20 protein-coding genes and 3 pseudogenes are annotated in these 25,018 nt (G+C 60.5%); 14 read left to right on the forward strand and 9 right to left on the reverse strand.

Translation table 11 applies throughout. The features are described from left to right. Positions 1-538 precede the first annotated feature (538 nt). Positions 539-2,209: a diguanylate cyclase GcbA gene (gcbA, locus tag ACA055_RS03100; RefSeq protein WP_497682315.1), complete on the reverse strand. Its 1,671-nt coding sequence runs from the start codon at positions 2,207-2,209 to the stop codon at positions 539-541. Between the two features lie 289 nt (positions 2,210-2,498). On the opposite strand from gcbA, the gene ACA055_RS03105 reads away from it, so the two are divergent. The 6 genes from ACA055_RS03105 to ACA055_RS03130 all read left to right on the forward strand — a co-directional run bounded on the left by ACA055_RS03105 (position 2,499) and on the right by ACA055_RS03130 (position 9,151). Next, on the forward strand, positions 2,499-3,566 hold the full coding sequence (locus ACA055_RS03105) for a DUF2333 family protein (protein ID WP_497682316.1): 1,068 nt from the start codon (positions 2,499-2,501) through the stop codon (positions 3,564-3,566). A gap of 3 nt (positions 3,567-3,569) precedes the next feature. Continuing rightward, positions 3,570-4,127, forward strand: coding sequence for an NUDIX hydrolase (locus ACA055_RS03110; protein WP_497682317.1), 558 nt, complete (start codon positions 3,570-3,572; stop codon positions 4,125-4,127). Between the two features lie 187 nt (positions 4,128-4,314). After that, entirely contained in the window at positions 4,315-4,686 is a 372-nt protein-coding gene (locus tag ACA055_RS03115; RefSeq protein ID WP_033059567.1) for a translation initiation factor Sui1, read from the forward strand. 219 nt (positions 4,687-4,905) lie between these two features. After that, positions 4,906-6,819, forward strand: a complete 1,914-nt coding sequence (gene speA / locus ACA055_RS03120; protein WP_497297247.1) for an arginine decarboxylase — start codon at positions 4,906-4,908, stop codon at positions 6,817-6,819. 233 nt (positions 6,820-7,052) lie between these two features. Beyond that, positions 7,053-8,369 carry a contractile injection system protein, VgrG/Pvc8 family gene (locus ACA055_RS03125; RefSeq protein WP_497682318.1) on the forward strand — a complete coding sequence of 439 codons (1,317 nt, stop codon included), beginning with the start codon at positions 7,053-7,055 and terminating at the stop codon, positions 8,367-8,369. Continuing rightward, positions 8,366-9,151, forward strand: a complete 786-nt coding sequence (locus tag ACA055_RS03130) for a DUF4123 domain-containing protein (RefSeq protein WP_497682319.1) — start codon at positions 8,366-8,368, stop codon at positions 9,149-9,151. Before ACA055_RS03125 ends, ACA055_RS03130 begins: the two co-directional genes overlap by 4 nt. A gap of 6 nt (positions 9,152-9,157) precedes the next feature. Here the strand turns inward: ACA055_RS03130 and ACA055_RS03135 are convergent, their stop codons facing one another. Further along, positions 9,158-10,507: an MATE family efflux transporter gene (locus tag ACA055_RS03135; RefSeq protein WP_497682320.1), complete on the reverse strand. Its 1,350-nt coding sequence runs from the start codon at positions 10,505-10,507 to the stop codon at positions 9,158-9,160. 75 nt (positions 10,508-10,582) lie between these two features. Continuing rightward, on the reverse strand, positions 10,583-10,876 hold the full coding sequence (locus ACA055_RS03140; RefSeq protein ID WP_497682321.1) for a hypothetical protein: 294 nt from the start codon (positions 10,874-10,876) through the stop codon (positions 10,583-10,585). A gap of 275 nt (positions 10,877-11,151) precedes the next feature. Between ACA055_RS03140 and ACA055_RS03145 the strand changes: the two genes are divergently transcribed. The 4 genes from ACA055_RS03145 to ACA055_RS03160 are packed head-to-tail and all read left to right on the forward strand — an operon-like array spanning position 11,152 to position 13,438. Continuing rightward, positions 11,152-11,454, forward strand: a complete 303-nt coding sequence (locus tag ACA055_RS03145; RefSeq protein WP_135294881.1) for a MazG-like family protein — start codon at positions 11,152-11,154, stop codon at positions 11,452-11,454. After that, positions 11,454-12,203, forward strand: coding sequence for a methyltransferase domain-containing protein (locus ACA055_RS03150; protein ID WP_497682322.1), 750 nt, complete (start codon positions 11,454-11,456; stop codon positions 12,201-12,203). The genes ACA055_RS03145 and ACA055_RS03150 overlap by 1 nt, the downstream gene beginning before the upstream one ends. A 12-nt stretch (positions 12,204-12,215) precedes the next feature. Continuing rightward, the gene (locus tag ACA055_RS03155; protein WP_497682323.1) at positions 12,216-12,830 is read left to right on the forward strand and encodes a DUF4136 domain-containing protein; all 615 of its coding nucleotides are present in this window, start codon (positions 12,216-12,218) and stop codon (positions 12,828-12,830) included. Between the two features lie 53 nt (positions 12,831-12,883). After that, complete coding sequence (locus tag ACA055_RS03160) at positions 12,884-13,438, forward strand: DUF4136 domain-containing protein (RefSeq protein WP_497682324.1); 555 nt, start codon at positions 12,884-12,886, stop codon at positions 13,436-13,438. Between the two features lie 155 nt (positions 13,439-13,593). Here the strand turns inward: ACA055_RS03160 and ACA055_RS03165 are convergent. Continuing rightward, a pseudogene (locus ACA055_RS03165) lies at positions 13,594-15,204 on the reverse strand (PAS domain-containing protein); the annotation flags it as partial. Positions 15,205-15,471: 267 nt separating this feature from the next. Here ACA055_RS03165 and ACA055_RS03170 point away from each other — a divergent pair. Next, positions 15,472-15,876, forward strand: coding sequence for a response regulator (locus ACA055_RS03170; RefSeq protein WP_497682325.1), 405 nt, complete (start codon positions 15,472-15,474; stop codon positions 15,874-15,876). A gap of 725 nt (positions 15,877-16,601) precedes the next feature. Next, positions 16,602-16,730 (forward strand): annotated as a pseudogene (locus tag ACA055_RS03175) (DUF6124 family protein); the annotation flags it as partial. A 91-nt stretch (positions 16,731-16,821) separates the two neighbouring features. Here the strand turns inward: ACA055_RS03175 and ACA055_RS03180 are convergent. After that, positions 16,822-17,676: a MaoC family dehydratase gene (locus tag ACA055_RS03180; RefSeq protein WP_497682326.1), complete on the reverse strand. Its 855-nt coding sequence runs from the start codon at positions 17,674-17,676 to the stop codon at positions 16,822-16,824. Positions 17,677-17,678: 2 nt separating this feature from the next. Further along, positions 17,679-19,031: a 3-oxoacyl-ACP reductase gene (locus tag ACA055_RS03185; protein WP_497682327.1), complete on the reverse strand. Its 1,353-nt coding sequence runs from the start codon at positions 19,029-19,031 to the stop codon at positions 17,679-17,681. Between the two features lie 283 nt (positions 19,032-19,314). Between ACA055_RS03185 and ACA055_RS03190 the strand changes: the two genes are divergently transcribed. Further along, positions 19,315-20,592: an acetyl-CoA C-acetyltransferase gene (locus ACA055_RS03190; protein WP_497682328.1), complete on the forward strand. Its 1,278-nt coding sequence runs from the start codon at positions 19,315-19,317 to the stop codon at positions 20,590-20,592. On the opposite strand, the gene ACA055_RS03195 is transcribed toward ACA055_RS03190, so the two are convergent. Next, entirely contained in the window at positions 20,579-21,607 is a 1,029-nt protein-coding gene (locus ACA055_RS03195; RefSeq protein WP_497682329.1) for a bile acid:sodium symporter family protein, read from the reverse strand. The two genes, ACA055_RS03190 and ACA055_RS03195, sit on opposite strands and share 14 nt — an antisense overlap. Before the next feature lie 84 nt (positions 21,608-21,691). Between ACA055_RS03195 and ACA055_RS03200 the strand changes: the two genes are divergently transcribed. Then, a complete protein-coding gene (locus ACA055_RS03200; RefSeq protein ID WP_497682330.1) occupies positions 21,692-22,483 on the forward strand; it encodes an AraC family transcriptional regulator in 792 nt (263 codons plus the stop codon). Positions 22,484-22,625: 142 nt separating this feature from the next. Here ACA055_RS03200 and ACA055_RS03205 read toward each other — a convergent pair whose 3' ends face one another. Both ACA055_RS03205 and ACA055_RS03210 read right to left on the reverse strand, forming a co-directional pair. Then, positions 22,626-23,393, reverse strand: a complete 768-nt coding sequence (locus tag ACA055_RS03205) for a methyl-accepting chemotaxis protein (RefSeq protein WP_390959830.1) — start codon at positions 23,391-23,393, stop codon at positions 22,626-22,628. Positions 23,394-23,483: 90 nt separating this feature from the next. After that, a pseudogene (locus tag ACA055_RS03210) lies at positions 23,484-24,572 on the reverse strand (cache domain-containing protein); the annotation flags it as partial. Between the last annotated feature and the right edge of the window lie 446 nt (positions 24,573-25,018).

Genomic DNA, 25,018 nt, shown 5'->3' on the forward strand with positions numbered 1-25,018 from the left:
GGACAGTTTGCCCAAGTGCTGGGACGCTGCGAGCAATGGCGTCAAATAGGCCCCATTGGTGCTGGCGTAGTGGCTGAGCTGATCGAGGCTGGCACCCAGTTCCCGTTCCGCTTGCAGCAGCAGCGCCTGCGGGTCGCCCGCGAGTTTTCCGGCGGCCAGCAGGTCGGTTTTGCTGAATTCATTCAAGTTCGACAGGCTCGGGCGCAAGGTGTCGGCCAATGCTGGCGGCAGCTCATCGAGTTCCTTGCGCAGATTGTCGATGGCCTGGCTGGCGCTGCTCAGACGCAGGGCATCGCCGCTGGCGAGGTAATCCTCGATATTGCGTGCCACTTCATTCTGAAATTGCTGGGACAAGCCAAGGTAACGCTCCATCAACAGATAGGGGCGCTCCAGGGCTTTTTGCGACCACCAAAGTGTGGCGCCGAGGGCCACGCAAACGGCGACTAAAAGGAGGGTGTTGAGATTGGTCAGCAGCTTCAGGCGCATCGCGGGTCTACCAACGGCAGAATGGTAAGCGCCTGAAGTTATTGCGTTTCTGTTACAGGGTTATGACCGAATGGGGCGATTCTGATGAAAAAGTGGCACTTTGCTTTGATGTCCGTGCGGCCTGTACGCGGTTGCGTCCGGCGTGCTTGGCGCGGTACAGCGCTTCGTCTGCCTGGCTGGCCATGAGCAGGCTGTCAGAGTTTTCGCACAGTTCGACCACCCCAGCACTAAACGTACACCAGAGATCCTGGGGCTGAGCCGGGTAGTGAATTTCGGCAAAACGCTGACGGATTTCATCGAGCACTTTGTAGGCTGATTCGAGATCGGTGTCCGGCATGACGATGGCGAACTCTTCCCCGCCGTAACGGCCGATGAAGTCGGTCTTGCGCAACCGTTGCTTGAGGAACAGCGCCAGACTCTTGATCACCCGGTCGCCCATGGGGTGGCCATGGCTGTCGTTGACCCGTTTGAAGTGGTCAATGTCGAGCATCGCAAAGCTCAGCGGCTTGCTCTCGCGGCGAGCGCGGAAGCTGCAGTCCTCGAGCAATTGCAGGATGTGCGTGTGGTTGTACAGCCCGGTGAGACTGTCGCGGACCATTCGTGCTTTGAGATTGCGAGCCCGTGCCGCACGATTGCGCACGGTGGTGATCAGGTGGCGTGGCTTGATCGGTTTGGTCAGGAAGTCGTCGCCGCCCTCGCTCATGGCGTCGAGCTGCTTGTCCAGGTCGTCCTCGGCGGACAGGTAAATGATCGGCACGCTCACGTAACGATCGTTGTGCCGGATCACTTTAGCCAGTTCCGTACCGGTGCAGGCTGGCATGTACATGTCGAGGATGATCAGGTCCGGCTGGAAGTCCGCCAGCTCGGCCATGGCCTCGATCGGTTCGATCAAGGTCCGCGTGACGATGCCCGCACTGTTGAGCAGGCGCTCGGTGTGCAGGGCCTGGGCGCGGGAGTCGTCGATGATCAGCACTTTATAAGGCTCGTACTGGGCGACGCAGGTGAGGACTTCGATCTTCTCCAGCAGGCTCGACGCTTCGAGGGTGCCGGTGAGAAATTCCTGACCGCCGGCACGCACGGCGGCAAGGCGAGTCGGGGTGTCGGTTTCGTGCAGGCTGAAAAACAACAGCGGCAATTGATGATCGAGGCCTTCCTGGGCTTCGGCGGCCAGTTTCAGGCCAATGCCGGCGCCACTGAAATCCACGTCCATGACGATCGCCGCAGGCAAGCGCTCGACCATCGAAGAGCGAAACGCCGCCACACTGTCCAGGGATTGGGCGCTGAGCCCGAAGAATTCCAGTTGCTTGGCCAGGCGCTCGGCCCGGTCGTGATCCTGCAGCATCACGTAGATCGGCTTGCGCAACGGTGGCAGGAAGGTTTGTTCGAACTGATCGCCATGGCGCAGGCCGGTGCGCGACAGGCGCTGCATCAAACGGTTGAGGTCAGTGATCAGTCCGCTGCTCAGGCGTCCGCGATTGGCGTCGACAGCCTCCAGCGACTGGCCGATATGGCGTGCCAGTTGGGTATGTTCCGGTTGTTCGAAGCGCTCGGCGAAACGTTGCAGACGCAGGTTGGCCTCGCTCAGTTCCGATAAGTCGGTGGTGGACCACTCGCTGCGTTGCAGGCGTTGCCATATCTCAAGAATTTGACGTGCCTGATGAATTACCCGCTGGGCAAAGTGGTGCTTGAGGCGCTCACGGCTCGGGTCTTCTGGCTCGGTCATATCCTGACTACTAGTTAGGGTGCATGCTGAGATCGACTGGTGGCTCTATGCTAGCACCTCTTTTCCTTTGCATGAGTGTCGTACGTCAATAATCTGCAAAGCGACCTCATTCAGTTTCTGACCGACTGGTCGGATAGGCTCGCGGCTGTGCTTCATTTATAGTGGCCGCTCGATCGTGGTCATTGTGTGGCTCACCGCTTCACGCAGGATTTAATGCGCGGCAAACGAGGCACGATGGCGTAGGGTTGTGGTCGAACCGATGAACTCAAGTGATTGAAAGGATATCGCCATGCTGGACTGGAAGAACCGCGCGGGCAGCGCGCCTGAACGTGCCGCTGAACCGAAATCGGCCACCCGCAGTTACGTTGGCGGCCTGTTGTTCAGCCGGGCGCTGGCCACTCTGATCGGCCTTTACTTGCTGGTGGCGATTGCGCTGGGCTGGTATTGGAGCCAGGAGCCAGATTTGTTCCCGGTTCAGCAAAATGCCCAGGTCGCGGCCGAGAAAGAAGGCAAGCAGATGGTCATCGGGTACACCACGGTGGAAACCCTCAAGACCGTCGCCGGTACGTTGTTGGCCAAACCGGGTGGCTATATTTCCAACGACCGTTTCCCGCCGGGCCTGTGGATGGATAACACGCCGAGTTGGGAATATGGCGTGCTCGTCCAGGTTCGCGATTTAAGCCGTGCGTTGCGTAAAGACTTCGCCCGCTCCCAGTCGCAGTCCACTGAAGACGCCGACCTGGCCAAGGCCGAGCCGCGTTTCAACTTCGACAATAAAAGCTGGGTGCTGCCGTCCAGTGAGTCCGAATATCAGGAAGGCATCAATTCCCTGAGCCGTTATCAGGCGCGCCTGTCCGATCCGAGCCAGAAGAGCGCGCTGTTCTATGCCCGCGCCGACAACCTCAACAACTGGCTGGGTGATGTCGGGACCCGTCTGGGTTCGCTGTCGCAACGGCTGTCGGCCAGTGTTGGCCGGGTCAAGCTCAACACCGCGTTGAAAACCGAAGTCGTGGCCCCGGGCCAGGTACCGCAGGTTGACGAAGAAATCGTCGAAACCCCGTGGATGCAGATCGACAACGTGTTCTATGAAGCCCGCGGTCAGGCCTGGGCCTTGTCCCATCTGCTGCGTGCCATTGAAGTCGACTTCGCCGATGTGCTGGCCAAGAAGAACGCCACGGTCAGCGTGCGCCAGATCATTCGTGAACTGGAAGCCTCGCAAGAACCAGTGTGGAGCCCGATGATCCTCAACGGCAGCGGTTTCGGTGTGCTGGCCAACCACTCGCTGGTCATGGCCAACTACATTTCCCGGGCCAATGCCGCGGTGATCGATTTGCGTCAGTTACTCAATCAGGGCTGAGTCATGGTTGATAACGCCAAAGAGGCCGCTCATCGCGCGGCCTCGGATGCCGAACAGATTGCCTGGGTCGACGAGCAGGACAACCTGCTCGGCGCCCTGATCCGTTCCGACCTGCGCGAGCGTGGGCTGATCGGGCGTGGCACCTACATCATGCTGTTCAACTCCGCCGGTGAACTCTGCGTGCATCGGCGTACCTTGAGCAAAGCGATTTACCCAGGTTTTTGGGACGTGGCGGCGGGAGGCATGGTGCTCGCCAGCGAAACTTATGCTGAATCGGCCGCCCGGGAGCTGGAAGAAGAGCTGGGCGTGAGCGGTGTGGAACTGACCGCCCATGATCATTTCTTCTTCGAAGATACGGGCAATCGCCTGTGGTGTTCGGCGTTTTCTGCGGTGTGGGACGGCCCGTTGATCCTGCAACCGGAGGAAGTCCTCGAAGCCCGCTTTATCCCCATCGATCAGGTCATGCTGGAAATCCAGCAGAAGCCTTACTGCCCGGACTCATTGGCTGCATTGAAGCGCTATCTTCGGGCACGTGGCGAGGACGTCGCAAAAGAGGCTTAAATTGCCGCCGATTGGCTCTTAGCAAGTCGGCTTTTTGCCGTTACACTGCGCGACCTTTTCAAGCTGAACGGGCACTCCTTTTTGTAGAGGCGTCCGGTCAGTAGCGCTGCCCCTGCCTGAGTGGGGCTTCGCGGTCGATGGCACTTGCCCACATCGACCAGTCTTTGTCCTCCCAAGAGGATTGCCGGTGGCCAAAAAAGCCGCATCCTTCGCCGCCCTTGGTGGCCTGGTATTTTCCACCGACGCAGGTCGTCATTGCCCGGATTGCAGTAAACCGGTGGATGCCTGCATCTGCAAACAGACCGTTATCCCGGCCGGCGACGGCATTGCTCGCGTGCGTCGCGAAAGCAAGGGCCGTGGCGGCAAGACGGTGACGACCATCACCGGCGTGCCGTTGGCCGAAGACGCGCTCAAGGACCTGGCGACCACGTTGAAGAAACGTTGCGGCACCGGCGGGGCGTTGAAAGACGGGATCATCGAAATCCAGGGCGATCATGTCGAGCTACTCTTGGCCGAGCTGATCAAACACGGTTTCAAAGCGAAGAAGTCCGGCGGCTAGCAGCCTCTGTGAAAACCACCCTCGGCTTGATCCAGCCCTGATTGCATCCAGGTCTGGCGTCGTCTACATGGTTTTCACAGAGCCTGTTCATGACCGGTTTCTAAACTCACTGCTGTCGGCGAGGTCTACCCCCTCGTTGACGAACCGTCATTTTCATTCTTTAGACTGCGCCGGCCTGAACCCAGGCGACGCTCTATGACTTCTTTATAGGGGACTTCAATGTCCGTACGACGCACACGCAAAGACGATGGCAGCCAATGGACAGTTGCGGACAGCCGCAGTGTTTACGGGATTCGCCATTGGGGGGCCGGGTATTTCGCGATCAATGACGCCGGTCGCGTCGAAGTTCGTCCGAACGGTCCGACCAGTTCGCCTATCGACCTGTTCGAGCAAGTCGACCAGCTGCGCAAAAGCGGTTTGTCCTTGCCCCTGCTGGTGCGTTTCCCTGACATCCTGCAAGACCGCGTGCGCCAGTTGACCGGTGCTTTCGATGCGAACATCGAGCGTCTGGAATACCAGAGCAAGTACACCGCGCTGTACCCGATCAAGGTGAACCAGCAAGAAGCGGTGATCGAGAACATCATTGCCACCCAGGATGTGTCCATCGGCCTGGAAGCCGGCTCCAAGCCTGAGCTGCTGGCGGTGCTGGCATTGGCGCCGAAGGGCGGCACCATCGTCTGCAACGGTTACAAGGACCGCGAGTTCATCCGTCTGGCGCTGATGGGCCAGAAGCTGGGTCACAACGTGTTCATCGTGATCGAGAAAGAATCCGAAGTTGAGCTGGTGATCGAAGAAGCCGCGTCGCTGAAGGTCAAGCCTCAGGTCGGCCTGCGGGTGCGCCTGTCGTCCCTGGCGTCGAGCAAGTGGGCCGACACCGGCGGGGAGAAATCCAAGTTCGGTCTGTCGGCGGCGCAATTGCTGTCGGTGGTCGAGCGTTTCCGTGCCGCGGGTCTAGACCAAGGCATTCGTCTGCTGCACTTTCACATGGGTTCGCAGATCGCCAACCTGGCGGACTACCAGCACGGCTTCAAGGAAGCGATTCGTTACTACGGCGAACTGCGCAACCTCGGCCTGCCGGTGGATCACATCGACGTCGGTGGCGGTTTGGGCGTGGACTACGACGGTACTCACTCGCGCAACGCCAGCTCGATCAACTACGACATGGACGACTACGCCGGTGTCGTGGTCGGGATGCTCAAGGAATTCTGCGACGCACAGAGCCTGCCGCACCCGAACATTTTCTCCGAGAGCGGCCGTTCCCTGACCGCCCACCACGCCATGCTGGTGGTGCAGGTGACCGACGTCGAGAAACACAACGACGACGTGCCGAAGATCGAGAACAAGGAAGAGCTGCCGGAAACCGTGCAGTGGCTGGTTGACCTGCTCGGTCCGACCGATATCGAAATGGTCACCGAAACCTACTGGCGCGCCACTCACTACATGAGCGACGTGGCGACTCAATACGCCGATGGCAAGCTGACCCTGGCGGAAAAAGCCCTGGCCGAGCAATGCTACTTCGCCGTGTGCCGTCGCCTGCACAACTCGTTGAAGGCCCGTCAGCGTTCGCACCGTCAGGTGCTCGACGAACTCAACGACAAGCTGGCCGACAAGTACATCTGCAACTTCTCGGTATTCCAAAGCCTGCCGGACACCTGGGCCATCGGCCAGGTCCTGCCGATCCTGCCGCTGCACCGTCTCGACGAAGAGCCGCTGCGCCGTGCTGTGCTGCAAGACTTGACCTGCGACTCCGACGGCAAGATCAAGCAATACGTCGACGAGCAGAGCATCGAAACCAGCCTTCCGGTTCACGGTTTGAACGAGGGTGAAGACTACCTGCTGGGTATCTTCCTGGTCGGCGCTTACCAGGAAATCCTTGGCGACATGCACAACCTGTTCGGTGACACCGACTCGGTGAACATCTACCAGAATGCCGACGGCAGCGTGTACCACGCGGGTATCGAAACCCACGACACCATCGAAGACATGCTGCGTTACGTGCACTTGTCGCCGGAAGAGCTGATGACCCACTACCGCGACAAGTGCGCCAGTGCCCGCATCACTGCGGCCGAGCGCACTCAGTTCCTCGATGCCTTGCGTCTGGGCCTGACCCGTTCGTCTTACCTGTCTTCTTGAGGTAAGTCGTCGCTGCCATCAGGTTGTCTGAAAATGTTCCGCACGCTGCGGAAATTTCAGACAACCTGGTGCGGTGACTCTCTTTTTTCAAGCGAAACACCCCACGTTCCCGGCTATCCAGGCCAGATGGTCCTCTTTTCGCGTAGGCCATTTCCTAAGTTGTACTTCGGCACTCTACTCGGCCTTGTCTCTCAGCGAGAATCCCCGGCCGCTCCTCCTGTAGAGAATCGCCGATGTTCGATCCCGTCAACGAGCCTTCTTTTCGTCTGGATGTAGCAGGTCTGTCCGACACTTTTGAGGTCCTGGCCTTTACCGGTAGAGAAGCCATCAGCGAGCCGTTCGTGTTCGACGTGGATCTGCTGATCGATGACCCGACGCTCGATCTTTCCAGCCTGCTGTACCGCTCGGCCGTTTTGCATTTCGGGCCTGCGGGAAACACCGTCCATGGGCAATTGCACGAACTCGTCCAGCGTGATCATGGCCCGACTGTCAGGCTTTGCCATGTGCGTCTGGGGCCGAAGCTGGCTTGCCTTGCCCAGCGCTTCAGCCAGCGAATCTTCAGCGCCCGCTCGGTGCCGGAGATTCTCAGCCAGGTACTCAGGGAACACGGCATTGCTGGCGAGGATCGGCGTTTCGAGCTGTATGGCGATTACCCTCCCCGTGATTTCTGCACGCAGTACCGGGAATCGGATCTGCAATTTCTCCAGCGCTTGTGCGCCCAGGAACGGCTTCATTATCACTTCGAGCACGGTGCGCGCGGGCACTGCGTGGTCTTCGGTGATAGTCAGGGGCATTTTCGCCTCGGCGACAGTGCGGTGTTCCAGGTCGAGAGCGAGCAACCGGCGGTGCGTCAGTTCGAGCTTAAGGGTTGTGCTGATAGCGCTGCGCAGCTTGCCGAAGGTCATACGGACCTGATGACACTGCGCAGTGGCCAACTGATGCCGCTGGCTGACCATCCGATCGGTGAGTGGAATCATCTCTGGCTGTTGACCCATATCGAGCATCAGGGGAGCCAGGGCCTGGTCACTCCCTACCGCAACCGGATTCGCGCGGTCCATTGGGAGAAGCCTTTCGTCTCGCCACATTCGGTAGTGAAACCCAGGATGCACAGCCTGCAACGGGCCTGGGTGGTGGACGTGGATGAAGAACGACCTGACCCGGCCAGGCCGGTTGCCGTGCAATTTGACTGGCTCTATCAGGGCGAGGGCGCGACACCCAGCCATTGTTGGCTGCCATTGGCGACGGAACTCGGCGGGGCTGCGGTTTCGCAGTTGAGTGAGGGCACCGAAGTGGTGGTGAGCTTCATCGAGGGCGATCCGGATCAGCCACTGATCACCGGGTTTCTTCACCTTCCGGCGCCGGTCGAACCGCCTGAAGTGCACGCGACCGAGACACTCGCGTCCGTCGAGGGTTTGCCTGGATGGCTGCAATCGGGCGAACCCTTGATGCTGCTGTGTCTGCTGCCCGGTGGCGGCAGCTTCAGTCATTGTTCGCAGGCGCTTTGCACCTGTCGCGTGGCGATGCGGCTTGGCCAGAGCGGTGCGGCATGATCGTCGCGGCCCCGCAATGGCTGTTGCTCGATGTGCCTGGTGCGCCACAAGCGGCTGCGACGCTGCAGCAGCAGTATGCGCAGGCCCGCTGGTTCTGGTTGTTCGAAGGCACGGCGTTGCATGCCTTGCACCCACAAGGCCCGGTGCTGGTCGACCTTCGGACATGTCCGGCACTGACCGGGCTGTGCCACAGCGAAGCGCAGGTCTGGCGTGGCTTGTTGATGGTCAGCGAGGCATCGTCGTCGCAGTTGCTGGCGCATCTGCGCCGCATGCTCACGGTCACTGTCGGCCTGCATCATCGGGCGCTGTTGAGTTACTACAACCCGCACACCGCCAGTTATTTTTTCGATGCCTGCGATGCGCTGGAGCTGAGCCGCTGGCTGGGGCCGATCAGTCAGCTGCGCTGGTTCGGTGGCACCTGGGCCGACCGCGCCATCGGCAGTCAGGGCTGGCAACAACTGATCAATCCGCGACTTGCCGTCAGCCCCTTGGCGGAGGAGGAAAACCTCAGCCCGCATCAGCAGGAAAAACTGCAAACCTGCCTGCTGGAACAGCACACCTGGCGCTGGAGCAACGCCACCGGGACCGATTACAACACGCTCTGGTCCCATGTGCAGGAAGGGCTGGCGCTGGGGTTCAGCGAACGCCCGGTGCTCGATAGCTGGTTATGGCTGCGCTTGCAGCATCCCGCCGCTGTGCTGCCCGTGCAACCGTTGCCGGGCCTGACCCAGCAGGAGCGTCTCGACAGCCTGCGCAACCGGTGGCAGAACGATCAGCCCTGACACGACTCAGTGAACTTTGCCGGTAAACCAACCGTCGTTCATGCGCAGCAACCAGGCGAATACGCCAAGGGTCAGGCTGCGCAGCATCATGAACAACAGGAAGGTTATCCACAGCCCATGGTTGCCCAAACCTTGCAGCGCCCAGGCGAATGGCAGCAGGAGAATCAGCGTCAGCAGCATGCCGTTGCGCATTTCCCGGGCGCGGGTGGCACCGATGAACAGCCCGTCGAGCAGGTAACTCCAGACCGCAATCAACGGCAGCGCGGCGAGGTAGGGCAGGTAGATGAACGCGGTGTCGCGTACGCTCTGGATGTCGGTCTGCATCTCGATAAACAGATGCCCGGCGAACAGGAACAATACGGCGAAGCCCAGGCTCGCCAGCAATGACCAACCGCAGGCCACCACCAATGAGCGGCGCAGTGCATTCCGGTCGCGTGCGCCGATGGCATGTCCGCAGAGGGCTTCCACGGCATGGGCCAATCCATCAAGTGCGTGGGCGGTCAGCAGCAAGCCGTTGAGCAGCAGCGCGTTGGCGGCGACGGTGGCATCCCCCAGCCGCGCACCCTGCACGGTGATCAGGAAAAACACCGATTGCAGCACCAGGCTGCGGATGAAAATGTCGCGGTTGACCGCCAACAGTGGCCGCCAGCTCTGCCACAGCGCCAACGCGGCCCAGGCGATGTGGCCGGGGTAGGCGCGCAGGGCTTTGCGGGTCATCAGCAGGCCGATCAGCGCGCCGGTCCATTCGGCGATTACCGACGCCCGTGCCGAGCCGACCACGCCCCAGTCGAGACCGATCACGAACCACAAATTCAAGGCAATGTTGACCAGGTTGGTGCTGAGCAGAATCGCCAGCGGCGCCCGGGCGTTCTGCGTGCCGAGGAACCAGCCGACCAACGCATAACTGGCCAGCGCGGCCGGCAGACCGAACAGACGGGTGTGGAAAAATTCGCGGGTCAGCTGATCCAGTTCTGCCGAGGGTTGCATGAGGTGCAGCGCGACGCCGCTCAACGGTACGCCCAAGGCGCCCAATACAATGGCCAGCCCCATCGCCAGCAACAGCCCCTGCAATAAAATCTGCCGCAGTGCCGCGCCATCCCCGCGCCCGGCAGCCTGTGCGGCGAAGCCGGTGGAACCCATGCGCAGGAACCCCATGGCCCAGGCGAGAAAGGTGTAAAGGCTGGCCCCGACTGCGACGGCGCCCAACTGATGGGCGTGGGGCAGGTGACCGATGACGGTACTGTCGACCAGCGCCACCAGCGGCACGGAAATGTTCGAGAGAATCATGGGCGCGGCGAGCGCCCAGACCCGACGATGGGTCGGGCGGTCGCGCCAGTCGGCGATCAGGTTGGACATGCAGGCTCCTTGGGGAGCGGGCATTGTAGCGACACATTCGGAATCTGCAGCGATCCATTGTGGGAGCGGGTGGTGTTAGTGAATGATCCAGCTCAGCAGCCACAATCCCAACAGCAACCAGATAATCCCCATGATGATCGACGCATTCATGAACGCCCGAATCGCCGACCACAACAGGATCAGCCCCAGGATCAACGCCAGGATGCTGATGATCGACGTGTCCATGCCCAGCGCACGGGACAAACCTTCGACAAAATTGCTGCCGGCATGGCTCAGCAGATTGAACAGACCGCTGAGGCCATCGACGATGAAGCGGATGATCGAACCGAGTGCCTGGCCGAGCCATTCAAAAAAACTTTCTACCTGCATGTGGGCGTCCTTGATGAAAATGACGGCGTGGTTGCCGGGTCTGAGCCTTGGGCCATGGATCGAGGTGGCGAGTTCCCTACAAGCATAGAGGGTTGCATTGCACCTGTGGGAGCGGGCTTGCTCGCGAAGGCGGCTGATCAGTCAATATTGATGTCGCCTCACACCAGGTCTTCGCGAGCAAGCCCGCTCCCACAAAAAACCCTCCCGCCGCTCAACCGTTGTCACTTGCCTTCACTCTTCATCCCCCCGAAGCTATACGCCTTCAGGAGAGCCCGATGAACCTTGTTGAACTGACCGAACGCCTGCACGCCATCCGTGACCGCAATGACTGGCGGCAATTTCACAGCCCGAAAAACCTGGCCATGGCCGCGAGCGTGGAAATGTCCGAGCTGGTGGAGATTTTCCAGTGGCTGACCGAAGACCAGTCCCGACAGCTGCCGGCGGACAAACTCGCCCACGCCGGGCAGGAAGTCGGCGACATCGTGCTCTATTTATTGCTGCTGTGCAGCGAGTTGGGGTTGGACATGAATGAAGTCGTGCGCAGCAAACTCGCGGATAGCGAACGGAGGTTCAACTGATGGGCGACCGTCATTTCGATCAACTGGCGACCCGTTTCGCGGAAAAAATCTATGGTGGTGCCAAAGGCGCTATCCGCCTGGCCGTGCTTCAGGCCGACCTGGCCGAAACCCTGCCGGACCGCCCGCTGCGGGTACTGGATATCGGCGCCGGCCTGGGCCACATGTCGTTGTGGCTGGCCCAGCGCGGCCATCAGGTCACGCTGGCCGAGCCCGCCGAACCAATGCTTGAAGGCGCCCGCCAGCGCTTCGCCGAGGCCGGGCAGACGGCGACTTTCATTCAGGCACCGTGGCAGGATCTGCTCGGCCAGCTCACCGAACCCTACGATCTGGTGTTGTGTCATGCCGTGCTGGAATGGCTGGCCGAACCCCACGCCATCCTCCCGGTTTTGCATCAACTCACGACAAAAGATGGCTGGTTGTCCCTGGCCTTCTACAACCGCGATGCATTGATTTACCGCAATTTGCTCAAGGGCCACTTCCGCAAGATGCGCAAGAACGACATGGCCGGCGAGAAGCAGAGCCTGACCCCGCAGCAGCCCCTGGACCCACGTGAACTGGCGGCGCAACTTGAGGGTTTGTGGCAGGTCGAAACACAGAGCGGGGTGCGTGTTTTTCACGACTACATGCCCGTGGAATTCCAGGCCCGCGCCGAACTGGTGGACTTGCTGGAAATGGAGCTGGCCCACCGTCGCCACCCAAGCTTCGCCGGGCTTGGGCGTTACTTGCATTGGATCTGTCGGCCGGTCTGATCGGAGCGCGAAATGAAAAGTCGTTCAGGGTTACTGGTGATCTGTCTGGGGTTGGCGGCCTGTCAGGGCAGCAACCCTTATGTGGCGACATCCAATCCCTTGCCACCGGCGCCGCCTCAGGCGGCCAGCACCTTCGACCGCAGCGCTTACCCGGCGGCGCCCCGTGACTACGGGCGTTACCGCAGCTGGGCCTGGCTCAACGGGCGCCTGCCACCGGGCACCGCCTGGGCGGATTCGACGCAGGTCGCCGAAGCCGTCAGCAATGCCCTAGATCAACGCGGCTTGCGCCCGCTACACGACAATCGCCCGGCAGACCTGTTTGTCAGCGCCGATCTGCACCTGGAAACCCGCATGCGTCAGGTTCGCGACGACTATGGTTATTACGGCGGCGGTTATGGCGGTTACAACCGCTACGGCAGCGGTTACGGCATGTACAACACGGTGCCCATCGTGCGGACTTATCAGGAGCAGGTCGTGGTGGTACGGGTGGATCTGTTCGACGCGCAAAGCGGTCAACCGGTCTGGAGCGCCAGCGCTGAAACCAGCAACCGGGGCAGCCAGAGCGAGCGCGCCGATGCGATACGGGAGGCTGTAGAAAAGGCGATGTCGGCGTATCCTCCTAGTTAGGCCTGTGTAAAAAGAAGCCTTCGCTGGTTCATGTCTTCAACCGGAGAATCATCATGCTCCGCCGTCTTGTTTTACTGGCAGTGGCCGCGCTGCTCAGTGCCTGCGCCGCCAACCAGGTCAATCATGACTTCGACTCCAGCCGTGACTTCGCCGCTTATCGCAGCTGGAGCTGGAAAGAACCCGTCCTGCAATATCGCCCTGATGACCCACGGATCAAGAGCGACCTGACCGAACAACGCATTCGCCAGGCGGTTTCCGATCAGTTGGACCAGCGAGGTTTGCGTCCTGCCGCCGGTGGCAAGGGTGATTTGAATGTGCAGACCTACCTGATCGTCGAAGAACGACAACAACAGGTGACCACTAACTACGGCGGTGGTTGGGGTAATCCATGGAACGGCTACTGGGGCGGGCCGATGTACAACGAAACCCGCCTGGTTGCCTACAAGGTCGCCACCATCCAGGTCGACCTGCTCGATGGCAAGGACGGCAAACTGGTGTGGCGCGGCAGTGACGAGCAAATGCTCAGCCGCACACCGAATCCTTCGGATCGCAGCACGGCGATACGCGAAACGGTCGGGCGGATATTGGCCAACTATCCACCAAAATAGTCACCGCAAAACCACTGTGGGAGCGGCGGTGCGCGATCCGACTTGCTCGCGAATGCAATCTGTCTGGCACATCAATATTGACTGGACAGCCGCCTTCGCGAGCAAGCCCACTCCCACATTTGATGGGTGTTGGTCTGGAGGGTGAGTGGCTGCTAGGCCTGCCGGACTTCGGGGTTGACGTGGCCCACGGCCTGAACTTCCAGCAAGCGCCCCTGCGCATCGAACACCCCGCGATCCGACCAGACCCACCACGCGCGTTCCCGGCCGGGCAGTTGCAAGTTGATTTGCGCAGTACTGACCGGGAACTCCGGGCTCAGCTGGCTAAGCCGCTGGAGGAACGTTTCGCGCTGCTCTTGCGTCATCCAGCTGCCCAGATTCACCCCCGGCAGTTGTTCGGGCCGGCATTCAAGATACGTCGCCAACGGACGGTTGCCAAAGCTCAGGGTCAGGTCCGGGCAGTAACGACAGATCATCGCCGGTGAATCCTCCACCAGACTCCGATAGCGCTCTTCGCTCTGTTTTACCTGCTCGGCGGCCAGTGTCGCTTCGGTGATGTCGAGCATAAAGCCCGCCAGCCGCCGGTTTTTGCCGATACCCAGTGCCTGGCCTTGCAGGCGATACCAGATCGGTGCCTGTGCCAGACGCACGCACAGCAACAAAGGGGTGCCGTCGTCCTGCAGGTCTTGCAGGCGACTGTTCAGCTCGTCGCGATCGGCGGGATGCACTTGATCAAGCCAGTCTTGCAGCGGCAAACGGGCACTCAGCAGGTTCAGGGTACTGGCCAGCGACGGCGCCAATTGCACCTCGCCACTGTCGCTGAAAACCTCCCACCATCCGGTACCGAGCAAACTTTGCAGCGACTCCAGCCGTTCCAGCTGCAGATGGTGCCGGTGCTCGCGCAAACGCTCCAGCAACGGGGCCGCGAGCGCGGCGGTGAGTTGCAACCAGTCGCGTTCGCTGAGGTCGGGTGCCCGCTGTTGCACCGGGTAGATGCCACACAGTAACCAGGCAACCACCCCCTGAGCATCATGATAAGGCACCGCGAATCCCTCGGAATGACCGAAGGTGCCTTGCAAGCGTGGATGTTGACCGGGCGACAGGAGTTGCGGCGCAGAGCCGCTCAAACTGTCGAGGCCCGTGCCCAGGCGCTGGCCGATTTGCCAGAGCTCGGGCGCACCGGACGCAGCGTAATGCTGATGAATCTGCCAGCCCTCTTCCTGTTCATCGAGCAAGGCCACCGCGATGCATGGGATTTGATAACGCTGGGCCAGGCCCTGCAGTTGTTCCATCAGCACCTCGGGCAGACGTGCCAGGCTGCACAGGCGCAACTGTTCACCCATCTGCGTCGCGAGCAACTGGCATTGTTCGCGGCTGCGCGATTGTCGGCGTTCAAGCAACAAGTCGCCGATGTCCAGCAACTGCAACAGCCAGGCATCCGCCAATGGCTGGACCCAGCCGCGCAGGTGCAGGGGTTGGCCGCTGAGGCTGTAGAAGTCCAGATCCAGGCTTTGTCCCAACCACTCGGCGGGTGAACCGTCGACAACGAGGCTGCTGTGAGGCAAGAGGAAGTCGAGCAGATGCGGAATCTGCGCGGTGGGCGTCTGCTGTGCTAGCACATGCCGCAGCGGGCCGGTCAGATGAATCACTCGACCTTCGGCGTTCAGATGCATCTGCAAGCCGACACTTTGCGGGCTCCGGGTGGCCAGCGCGTCCGGTGGCGGATGGCGGTTGAGCAGGCGCCCGAAGAGTTTGTCTCCGGAACTCAAAATGGCAGGCTCCAGCGGGCAGCGAGCATCGCCGGCAAATTGGGCACCGTGCCGTTTTTTTGCTTGTGGGGGAGGCCTGATTTCATGAGTGCGTCTACCCTGACTGTCACTGCGTAATATCAGCATAGAATCATTCAACCAAAACGGACATTTTTTACCGGATGCATTCGTCTTGGATGTGTGGGTGCCCGGACCTTGATTTTGGTCGCTTGCTAACCTGCCATGGCAGTTCTAACGTTGGTGCTCAGTCCATTGCAGGTGTAGCTCATGAACTCTCCCGCACTCCCGCGCCAACAACTTCTTCTGATCGATGATGAGGAAGACGCGTTGCTGGAGTTGGCAGAGTGGCTGGAGGGCGAGGGCTTTAATTGTTTTACCGCCACTTCGGTCAAACTCGCGCTGCATCATCTGACTCGCCATCCGGATATTGCGTTGGTGATCACTGACTTGCGGATGCCGGAAGAGAGTGGCATGTCGTTGATCAAGCGGTTGCGCGAGCATACGTCTCGTCAGCATTTACCGGTGATTGTGACGTCGGGGCATGCGGATATGGAGGATGTCAGTGACATGCTGCGATTGCAGGTGCTCGATCTTTTTCGCAAGCCGATTTATCACGTGCGGTTGTTGGAGACGCTGAATAATTTGTTTCCGCAGACGGTGGTGGGGCACTGAGTTTTGTTGATGGTGGGGTACATATCCATTTCTGCGGTAACGGCCGCTTATGGTTTCGCTTTTACAGCGACTCCCTTTGGCAAACGCCCCAAAGGAAGCAAAGGTCTCGCCCCGAGCGTCCGGCCCCTCGCCTAGGCTCGGCGTTCTTTCGCTCCGGCATTCATCCGGGGACACTGCCCTCCGGTCTGCTTCGCGACGACCTAAATGCAGCGTGTTCGACTGCGTCGAACGGCGCTGCGCGCCAATCCCCGGATGAACACCTCCACTCAGCCTCCCGAAGGGGCGGGCAGATCAAACGCTGGCGAGGCGAGCTAACGCTCGGCCTCGTGGTTTGGTTGGGTGTTCGCAGGTCTGCTTTTTTTGTGGGAGCGGGCTTGCTCGCGAAGGCGGCCTGCCAGTCGACGATGTTTATCGATCAGTCAAAACATCAGAACCTTCCCATACGACTTTCAGGTTGTCCGTCGGAAGCGCCACCTCTAGCCTTTGTCCGTCGCTGCCAATTCAGCGACCGGATTTGACCGTCCGATTTAATCAAGGCGTGCCAGCGGCCAAGACTTGTTCCAGGCGTTTTTTTTGTGCCTGAGGTATCGTGTCGCGGCGGCTGTGCGCGGGACACCTTCGGGGTGCCGGGTCCCTTGATATCCGGTCGGTCAACCCGCGTACAGCTGCCACCTAATTCGTTTGACCGGGAACGTTGGCAGCTCCATTTATCAAGGAGCTTCACAATGTTCAAGGCAACCCCAAATCCCCCTGAATCCGACGACGTTTCCCCCTACGAATCCACCCACTCAAAAAAACTCCACGAAGCCGCCGACCGCGTGTTCGATCATTACCTCAATCCGCCCAAAGAACCTGTCGTGCACGAATCGGGCGCTGGATAATCTCGATCCGCAGGGGTAGCGGGAGCCAATTGATCGTTCCCACGCGAGCGTGGGAACGATCGGGTCAGGCCACCGGCCGCCAATGCCCAACCATATGCTCAAGATCCCCCGCGCCCACCAACTGCAAATCCCCACTGGACCCTGCCGCGCTGGCCAGTAAAGTCACTTCACTGGGCAGTCGCACCGGTTTGCGAAACTGCACAGCAATCTCGACATTGGCCGCCGGCAGATGATCGGCAAGGGCCGCGAGGGTACGCGCCTTGTTCCACAAGCCATGGGCGATGGCCGTGGGGAATCCGAACAGCTTGGCACTGGCCGCACTCAGGTGGATCGGGTTGTAGTCGCCGGACACTTTGGCGTACTGCCGACCAATGTCCGACGGTGCTTTCCAGCGCGCAACTTCCGTCATCTCCAGCGTCGATGCCAGGACATCCTCGACAGGCTCGCCGTCCAGTTTGACGCCCCGGCACAACATCCGGCTTTCGGCTTCCCACAGCGACCCCAGTTGATCGTCGAGCGTCGTCACCAGATCGAACGTCGCGCCTTTCTCATGGGGTTGGAGGTTTTGCACCTGCACGCTGACCCGCGCACGGTTGACGCCGCCCATGGGCCGCAACACGCGAATGCGATTGCTCAGATGAATCAGCCCCAGCAGCGGAAACGGAAATTCCTTGGCCGTGAGCAGTTGCATCTGCAAGGCAAAGGCGAGGATGTGCGGATAGGTCGGTGGCAGTAATCCGTTGTCGGCAAAACCGCAGACGTTGCGATAGGCTGCCAGCCGCTTCGGATCGACATCGAGCCAACAGCGCAAACCCGAGTCGGGCAGGGTGGTACCAGTGATTTTTCGTCGCGTCGCGGCCTTTGCATACAGTCCCGGCAGGCTTGGTTCGCGGTTGAGCGTGTGCCAATCGATGATCATGCTTAAGCCCCCAAAACACTTTGTCCGCATACGCGCAATGCTTGCCCGGTGAACGCGCCGGTGCCCGGTTGAGCGAGCCAGGCCACCGCTTCGGCGACGTCCTGCGGCAGGCCGCCCTGGCCCAGCGAGCTCATGCGTCGGCCGGCTTCGCGTAGGCCGAACGGAAGGTGCGCGGTCATCTGGGTTTCGATGAAGCCCGGTGCCACCGCATTAATGCTGATGCCCCGCTCATTCAGTAGCGGCGCCCAGGTCTCGGCCAAACCGATCAGCCCGGCCTTGCTCGCCGCGTAGTTGGTTTGCCCGCGATTGCCGGCGATGCCGCTGATGGAGGCCAGCAGAATCACGCGGCCGTTGTCGTGCAGGGTGCCGCTGTCGAGCAATGCCTTAGTCAGCACTTGCGGCGCATTCAGGTTGACCGCGAGCACCGCGTCCCAGAATTCCGGGGTCATGTTGGCCAGGGTTTTGTCCCGAGTGATGCCGGCGTTGTGCACCACGATGTCGACGCCGTCGGGCAACTGTTCGATCAACTGCGTGGCGGCGTCTTCGGCGCAAATGTCCAGGGTGACGCTGCGCCCGCCAAGGCGTGCGGCGAGGGCCTCGAGATCGTTTTTGGCCGGCGGTACGTCGAGCAGGATGACTTCCGCGCCGTCACGGGCCAGGGTTTCGGCGATGGACGCACCGATGCCGCGTGCCGCGCCGGTGATCAGTGCCTTGCGACCCGCCAATGGACGAGTCCAGTCCTGGACCTGCGTGTCGCAGGCGTTCAAGCGAATCACTTGGCCCGACACGAAAGCGCTTTTGGGCGAGAGGAAAAACCGCAACGGGCCTTCCAGTTGATCCTCAGCGCCCTCACCGACTTGGATCAGCTGCAAGGTGCCGCCATTGCGCAGTTCCTTGGCCAGCGAACGGCTGAAACCCTCCAGGGCACGCTGGGCGCTGGCGGCGAACGGGTCGCTCAGGGTTTGTGGCGCGCGTCCGAGAATCACCAGGTGCGCACTGTGATCGAGGTTTTTCATTAATGGCTGGAAGAACTCGCGCAGCTGTTTGAGCTGATCGGTCTGCACTAGGTCACTGGCGTCGAACACCACGGCTTTGAGTTTGGGGCCGTGGCCGGGAATCCATGCCGTCGCCATTGAAGGGTCGGTGCCGTAGCTGTAAATCGCGTCCGTCAGGCGATTGGCAATGGCGCTGACTTTTTCTGCCAACGGGCCGCCGCCAATCAGCAGCGCCCCTTCGACAGGGCGCAGCCGGCCTGCTTGCCAGCGTTCCAGTCGTACCGGCGACGGCAGACCCAGGGCCCCGACCAAACGATGGCCGATGGATGAATTGGCGAAGTCGATATAGCGGTCAGACATGGAACGCGCTCCAGCAGCTGGGGTTCAAAGTGTGGACCACGAATGGCGATCAGTCGTTCGATCCACGAGATTAGGCCTACGCTTGAACAGTGCAGAGTAGTTTGTAGCGGGACTTTCAGGGGAATGTAGAACCTGAAAAGGAATGCAGTCCCTGTGGGAGCGGGCTTGCTCGCGAAGGCGATGTATCAGTCGGCATCGATGTTGAATGTACTGGCCTCTTCGCGAGCAAGCCCGCTCCCACAGGGTTTGGTTTTCATTTTGAATATTTCACCAGGAGCTTTTCATGACCCAACTGCGCCGTGTCGCGATTATCGGAGGTAACCGTATTCCCTTCGCCCGCTCCAATGGGCCGTACGCCACCGCCAGTAACCAGGCGATGCTCACCGCAGCGCTCGAAGGCCTGATCGAACGCTTCAACCTGCACGGTTTGCGCATGGGTGAAGTGGCGGCGGGGGCGGTGCTCAAGCATTCGCGGGATTTCAACCTGACCCGCGAGTGCGTGCTCGGCTCACGACTGTCGCCGACCACCCCGGCGTACGACATCCAACAAGCCTGCGGCACCGGTCTTGAAGCGGCGTTGCTGGTCGCGAACAAAATCGCCCTTGGCCAGATTGAGTGCGGCATTGCGGGTGGTGTCGATACCACCTCGGATGCACCGATCGGCGTGAGCGAAGGCCTGCGCCAGATTCTCCTGAAGGCCAATCGCGCCAAGACCACCGCCGACAAATTGAAAGCCTTCCTGCAACTGCGACCCCGCCACCTGATCCCGGAGCTACCGCGTAACGGCGAACCACGCACCGGCCTGTCCATGGGCGAACATTGCGAGCTGATGGCGCAAACCTGGGACATCCCGCGAGCCGAACAGGATCAACTGACCCTGGAAAGTCATCAGAAAATGGCCGCGTCCTACACCGAAGGCTGGCACAACGATTTGATGACGCCGTTCCTCGGCCTCACCCGCGACAACAATCTGCGCCCAGACCTGACCCTGGAAAAACTCGCGTCGCTCAAGCCGGTCTTCGAGAAAAGTGCCAAGGGCACGATGACGGCGGGCAACTCCACACCGCTCACCGATGGCGCGTCGCTGGTGCTGTTGGGCAGTGAGGAATGGGCGAAAGCGCGTGGCTTGCCGATCCTTGCGTACTTGCGCGACGGCGAGGCGGCGGCCGTGGATTTCGTCAACGGTGCCGAAGGGCTGTTGATGTCGCCGGTCTATGCAGTGCCGCGTTTGCTGGCGCGCAATGGCCTGACCTTGCAGGACTTCGATTACTACGAAATCCACGAAGCCTTCGCCGCGCAGGTGCTTTGCACGTTGAAGGCCTGGGAAGATCCGGATTACTGCAAAACCCGCCTCGGCCTCGATGCGCCGCTGGGTTCCATCGACCGTAGCCGACTTAACGTCAAAGGCAGCTCACTGGCGGCCGGGCATCCATTTGCTGCTACCGGCGGGCGCATTGTCGCCAACCTGGCGAAGTTGCTGGACGCGGCGGGCAAGGGGCGCGGTTTGATTTCGATCTGCGCCGCCGGCGGTCAGGGTGTGACGGCGATTATCGAGCGCTGAGTGCTGCGCCACTATGCTGCGCGGCCAGCTCCCGGTTGCGGTTGGCGTAACCCTCGGCCATCACCGAGCAGACGATCAGCTGCAACGGGTGGTAGATCATGATCGGCAGCAGGATCAACCCAAGTCCAGGGTTGGCGCCAAAGATCAACGCCGCCATTGGCGCACCGGCGGCCAGGGATTTTTTACTGGCGCAGAACACCGCCGCAATCTCATCGGCCGGGCTGAATTTCAACGCGCGGGCGGTTCGTGTGGTCATCCACAGGATGATCGCCAACAACACCGCACTGCCGATCAGCGCGCTGAGAATCACGCTGTTGCCCTGTTGCTGCCACATCCCCGACACCATCGAATTGCAGAACGCCGCGTACACCAGCAGCAGGATCACCAGCTTGTCGACGATGTTGGTGTAGCGCTTGTGCCGGGCGAAGAATTTGCCGAACAACGGTCGCATCAATTGCCCGAGCACCAGCGGCAACAGCAGCATGGCGCAAAGGTCGAGCAGGGTTGAACCCAAGTCGATGCCACCGGCGCCGCTGCCGACCACGAAACTCACCAGCAACGGCGTCATGAAAATCCCCAGCACGCTGGACAGGCTCGCGTTGAGAATCGCCGCGGGTACGTTGCCACCGGCGCTGCCGGTCAGGGCCACTGAGGAAGAGATGGTCGAGGGCAGGGCGCAGAGGTACAAGAACCCGAGCATCAGCAGTGACGGAACGTACGAACCCAGCAACTTGCTGCTCAGCAGCCAGATCAGCGGGAACACTGCGAAGGTGAAGCCTTGCACCATCACGTGCAGTTTCCAGTTCTTCAGGCCTTGGCTGATTTGCTCGCTGGACAGGTTGACCCCGTGCAGGAAGAACACCAGGAACACACCGATGTTGATCACGTACTCGGCGTGCATTCCGCCGCCAGTGGCGCCGAAGGTCGGGAAGAAATACGCCAGCAGGGTGGCGATCAGCATGCCGCACAAGAACCAGTCAGTGACCACGCGTTTGAGGTGTTTGAAGGCATGCATAAACGGCACCGAATACATTTGTAAGAATTGATGACTTAGCCTAACGTCGGTCTCACCCGCCGTCTTGCGACATAAGGCCAATCAATGCCGACTAACGGACAACTTTCTCTTGAACGGGCGATTCCGGCGCTGAAGGCGTTGCCCCGTCCGCTTTTTGCCCGGGTGGAAAGCCTTGGCGCGGGCTCATGGACGCCGCCACATCGCCACGACTGGGTGCAGTTTTCCTACGCGATCAGCGGCGTTCTCGGCGTGCACACCGCCGAAGGCAGTTTTTTTGCGCCACCGCAGTGGGGGATCTGGATTCCCGCAGATCTGGAGCATCAGGTCGTGACGTCGATGCGCGCCGAGATGCGCAGCCTCTATGTGCGCCGCGAGGCGTGTGCCTGGGCGGACGGGCGGTGCCGGGTGCTGGAAGTCACGCCGCTGGCGCGGGAGCTGATCAAGAGTTTTTGCCTGCTGCCGGTGGAGTATCCACAGGGTGACAGCCAGGAAGCGCGGCTGGTGAACGTGCTGCTGGATCAGTTGGCGAGTCTGCCGGAGGTGGGGTTTTCCCTGCCGCTGCCCCGGCATCAGCGGTTGCTGGGGTTGTGCAACGAACTGATCGGAAACCCCGAACGCACAGTGACCTTGCAGGAATGGGCGCAGCGGCTGGGCATGTCGGAGAAGACGCTGATGCGGTTGTTCCAGCGTGAAACCGGGTTGAGTTTTCGAGGGTGGCGTCAGCGTATGCGGCTGCTGTCGTCATTGAGTTTGCTGGAGGAGGGGGACAGCGTGACCAATGCCGCGCTGTCTTGCGGGTATGACTCTACTTCGGCGTTTATTGCAGCGTTCAAAAGCCTGTTCGGGTTTACCCCAGGCGAGCTCTTCAAGCAGTAACACCACCGAATCAATGTGGGAGCGGGCTTGCTCGCGAACGCGGTGTGTCAGTCGACACCATCGTTGACTGGCACACCGCCTTCGCGAGCAAGTCGGATCGCCGCACCGCTGCTCCCACACTCGATTTGTGGCGATGCGGATATCAGGTTCTAAAGCGTCGAACCAACCCGTCCAGCTCATTCGACAATCCCGCCAGGCTCTGGGAATCCAGTCGCGCCGAGTTCGCCAGTTCCGCCACCAACTGCGCATCGCCATGAATCTGGCTGATGTGCCGGTTGATGTCTTCCGCCACCTGATGTTGTTGTTCTGCCGCGGTAGCGATCTGGGTGTTCATGTCGCGTATTACGTCCACCGACTCACGAATCTGCCCGAAACTGCTGCGCGCTTCGCCGATGCGGGTCACTGATTGCTGGGACACTTCCAGACTCGCATGCATCTGCTGCGTCACTTGGCTGGTGCGCTTGGCGAGGTTGCCGAGCAGGCCGTCGATTTCCGCGGTGGAGTCGGCGGTACGTTTGGCCAGCGCCCGCACTTCATCGGCCACTACCGCAAAACCACGACCTTGCTCACCCGCGCGCGCGGCTTCGATCGCCGCGTTGAGCGCCAGCAGGTTGGTCTGTTCGGCAATCGAGCGAATGGTGCCGAGAATCGACTGAATATCGTTGCTGTCGCGCTCAAGCTGCTGCATCGATTGGGCCGACTGTTCGATTTCCTGGCTCAAGCGATCGACGCTGGTCACCGCGGCATCAATCTGCTGCTGACCTTCACGTGCCTGGCGCTGGCCGCTGTCGGCGGATTCGGCCGCCTGGCTGCACGAACGCGCCACTTCGTTGGCGGTGGCCACCATTTCGTGGAACGCCGTGGACACCATGTCCACCGCTTCACGCTGGCGTCCGGCGGCTTCGGCCATGTCGCTGGAGACCTGGGTCGAACTCTTCGAGGTGGCAAGGATCTTGGTCGCGGCGCCGCCGATGCTTTGGATCAGGTTGCGAATCGCCGCCAGGAACTGGTTGAACCAATTGGCCAGTTGCGCGGTTTCGTCGCTGCCACGAATTTGCAGGTTTTTGGTCAGGTCGCCTTCACCCTGGGCGATGCCTTCCAGGCCGCTGGCCACGCTGCGGATCGGTCGAACGATGACGCTGGCGAAACTGGCACCGACGATGGCGAAGAACACGGCCAGCACGGCGGCGATGATCGCGATCAGCCAGGTCAGTTGAGTAGCCGAACTCATTACGTCGGTCTGCTTGATCAGGCCGATAAAGGTCCAGCCCAGTTGCTCCGACGGCCAGACGTTGGCCATGTAGCGCTCGCCGTTCAGCTCGACTTCCACCAGGCCTTTGCCGGCGTTGGCCAGTTGTGCGTAGCCTTCGCCGAGACTGCTCAGCTTTTTGAAGTTGTGTTCCGGTTGCTTTGGATCGACCAGCACGGTGCCGGTGTTTTCCAGCAGCATCAGGTAGCCGGTTTCACCAAGCTTGATCTGTTTAACGATTTCGGTGAGCTGCTTGAGCGTCACGTCGATGCTGACCACGCCGCCATTGGTGCCCAGCTTGTTGTCGATGGTGCGCACGGTACTGACGTAAGTTGCGTCGTCCTGAGCCCAGTAGTAAGCCTCGGTGCGGAACGGCTTACCCGGTTTGGCTTGGGCCGCCTTGTACCACGGGCGCTGGCGCGGGTCGTAGTTGTTGAGTTTCGCATCGTCCGGCCAGGACACATAACCGCCCGCGGCGGTGCCGAGGATGGCATACGCGTAGGAAGGGTGGCTGCTGCCCAGGTCCTGGAGGAGGGCGAAGACTTTTTTGTCCATCTCGCCCTGAGGAATGCTTTCGGCGTTGGCGCTCATGTAGGTCTTGAGGCTGTCGTCGGAGTTTTTGATCAGCGGTTGGGTCGCCAGGTAATTAACATTCTGGCTGATGCCGTCAAAAAACAACTGCATGGCGTTGCTGACCTGGCGGATTTCGCGGCCACTGCCGTCGACGAATCCTTCCCTGGCATCACTGCGCAGGTTCAGCACAACGAGCGTGGCGACCAGCACCACGGGCAAGCAGGCGATGATTGCAAACGCCCAGGTCAACTTCTGTTTGATGTTCATCCGCGCTCCAGATTTTTCTTGTAGTCCCACGCAGTGCAGATGACTCGCGGATTATTGGCAGGGGTAAACGTGTTTGATCGACCCGGGTCCTCGAGTGCGCCATCGTTATTTTTTGTTGAAACGATTGTCGGACAAATCACTCTGTCACTGAGGACTTCGGCTGCCATAGGCGGAAATTGAGGGTTAATGAGAAAAATCCTACGAAGGGTATGAATTGCGGTGTCAGCTTCTGTCGCAAATGCCCTCATAGCCCGTCAGCAACAAGTGACGCAGGGTCGGCTATGATCTTTGGCGGCTGATGACGGTGGTCAGGTTTGCCGGATTTTTCCGACACATTGTGTGCATCCGCCATGTTCATAGGTCGGCAACCCCTCCCCCCGGTGAGTGGATTGCCGTATAACGAATGACTTTCGCGTGTTTGGTAATAAAGGACCCCCAATAAAAGC

It is taken from the genome of Pseudomonas sp. LBUM1657 (assembly GCF_059716075.1).

Bases quoted from the DNA above. Each gene is read 5' to 3' on its own strand.
- speA (WP_497297247.1), top strand. From the start codon at position 4,906: ATGTCCGTACGACGCACACGCAAAGACGATGGCAGCCAATGGACAGTT.
- ACA055_RS03180 (WP_497682326.1), bottom strand. From the start codon at position 17,676: ATGATCATCGATTGGCACACGCTCAACCGCGAACCAAGCCTGCCGGGA.
- ACA055_RS03145 (WP_135294881.1), top strand. From the start codon at position 11,152: ATGAACCTTGTTGAACTGACCGAACGCCTGCACGCCATCCGTGACCGC.
- ACA055_RS03110 (WP_497682317.1), top strand. From the start codon at position 3,570: ATGGTTGATAACGCCAAAGAGGCCGCTCATCGCGCGGCCTCGGATGCC.
- ACA055_RS03160 (WP_497682324.1), top strand. From the start codon at position 12,884: ATGCTCCGCCGTCTTGTTTTACTGGCAGTGGCCGCGCTGCTCAGTGCC.
- ACA055_RS03150 (WP_497682322.1), top strand. From the start codon at position 11,454: ATGGGCGACCGTCATTTCGATCAACTGGCGACCCGTTTCGCGGAAAAA.
- ACA055_RS03140 (WP_497682321.1), bottom strand. From the start codon at position 10,876: ATGCAGGTAGAAAGTTTTTTTGAATGGCTCGGCCAGGCACTCGGTTCG.
- ACA055_RS03105 (WP_497682316.1), top strand. From the start codon at position 2,499: ATGCTGGACTGGAAGAACCGCGCGGGCAGCGCGCCTGAACGTGCCGCT.
- ACA055_RS03130 (WP_497682319.1), top strand. From the start codon at position 8,366: ATGATCGTCGCGGCCCCGCAATGGCTGTTGCTCGATGTGCCTGGTGCG.
- ACA055_RS03170 (WP_497682325.1), top strand. From the start codon at position 15,472: ATGAACTCTCCCGCACTCCCGCGCCAACAACTTCTTCTGATCGATGAT.
- ACA055_RS03185 (WP_497682327.1), bottom strand. From the start codon at position 19,031: ATGTCTGACCGCTATATCGACTTCGCCAATTCATCCATCGGCCATCGT.
- ACA055_RS03190 (WP_497682328.1), top strand. From the start codon at position 19,315: ATGACCCAACTGCGCCGTGTCGCGATTATCGGAGGTAACCGTATTCCC.
- ACA055_RS03200 (WP_497682330.1), top strand. From the start codon at position 21,692: ATGCCGACTAACGGACAACTTTCTCTTGAACGGGCGATTCCGGCGCTG.
- ACA055_RS03135 (WP_497682320.1), bottom strand. From the start codon at position 10,507: ATGTCCAACCTGATCGCCGACTGGCGCGACCGCCCGACCCATCGTCGG.
- gcbA (WP_497682315.1), bottom strand. From the start codon at position 2,209: ATGACCGAGCCAGAAGACCCGAGCCGTGAGCGCCTCAAGCACCACTTT.
- ACA055_RS03125 (WP_497682318.1), top strand. From the start codon at position 7,053: ATGTTCGATCCCGTCAACGAGCCTTCTTTTCGTCTGGATGTAGCAGGT.
- ACA055_RS03205 (WP_390959830.1), bottom strand. From the start codon at position 23,393: ATGGCCGAAGCCGCCGGACGCCAGCGTGAAGCGGTGGACATGGTGTCC.
- ACA055_RS03195 (WP_497682329.1), bottom strand. From the start codon at position 21,607: ATGCATGCCTTCAAACACCTCAAACGCGTGGTCACTGACTGGTTCTTG.
- ACA055_RS03155 (WP_497682323.1), top strand. From the start codon at position 12,216: ATGAAAAGTCGTTCAGGGTTACTGGTGATCTGTCTGGGGTTGGCGGCC.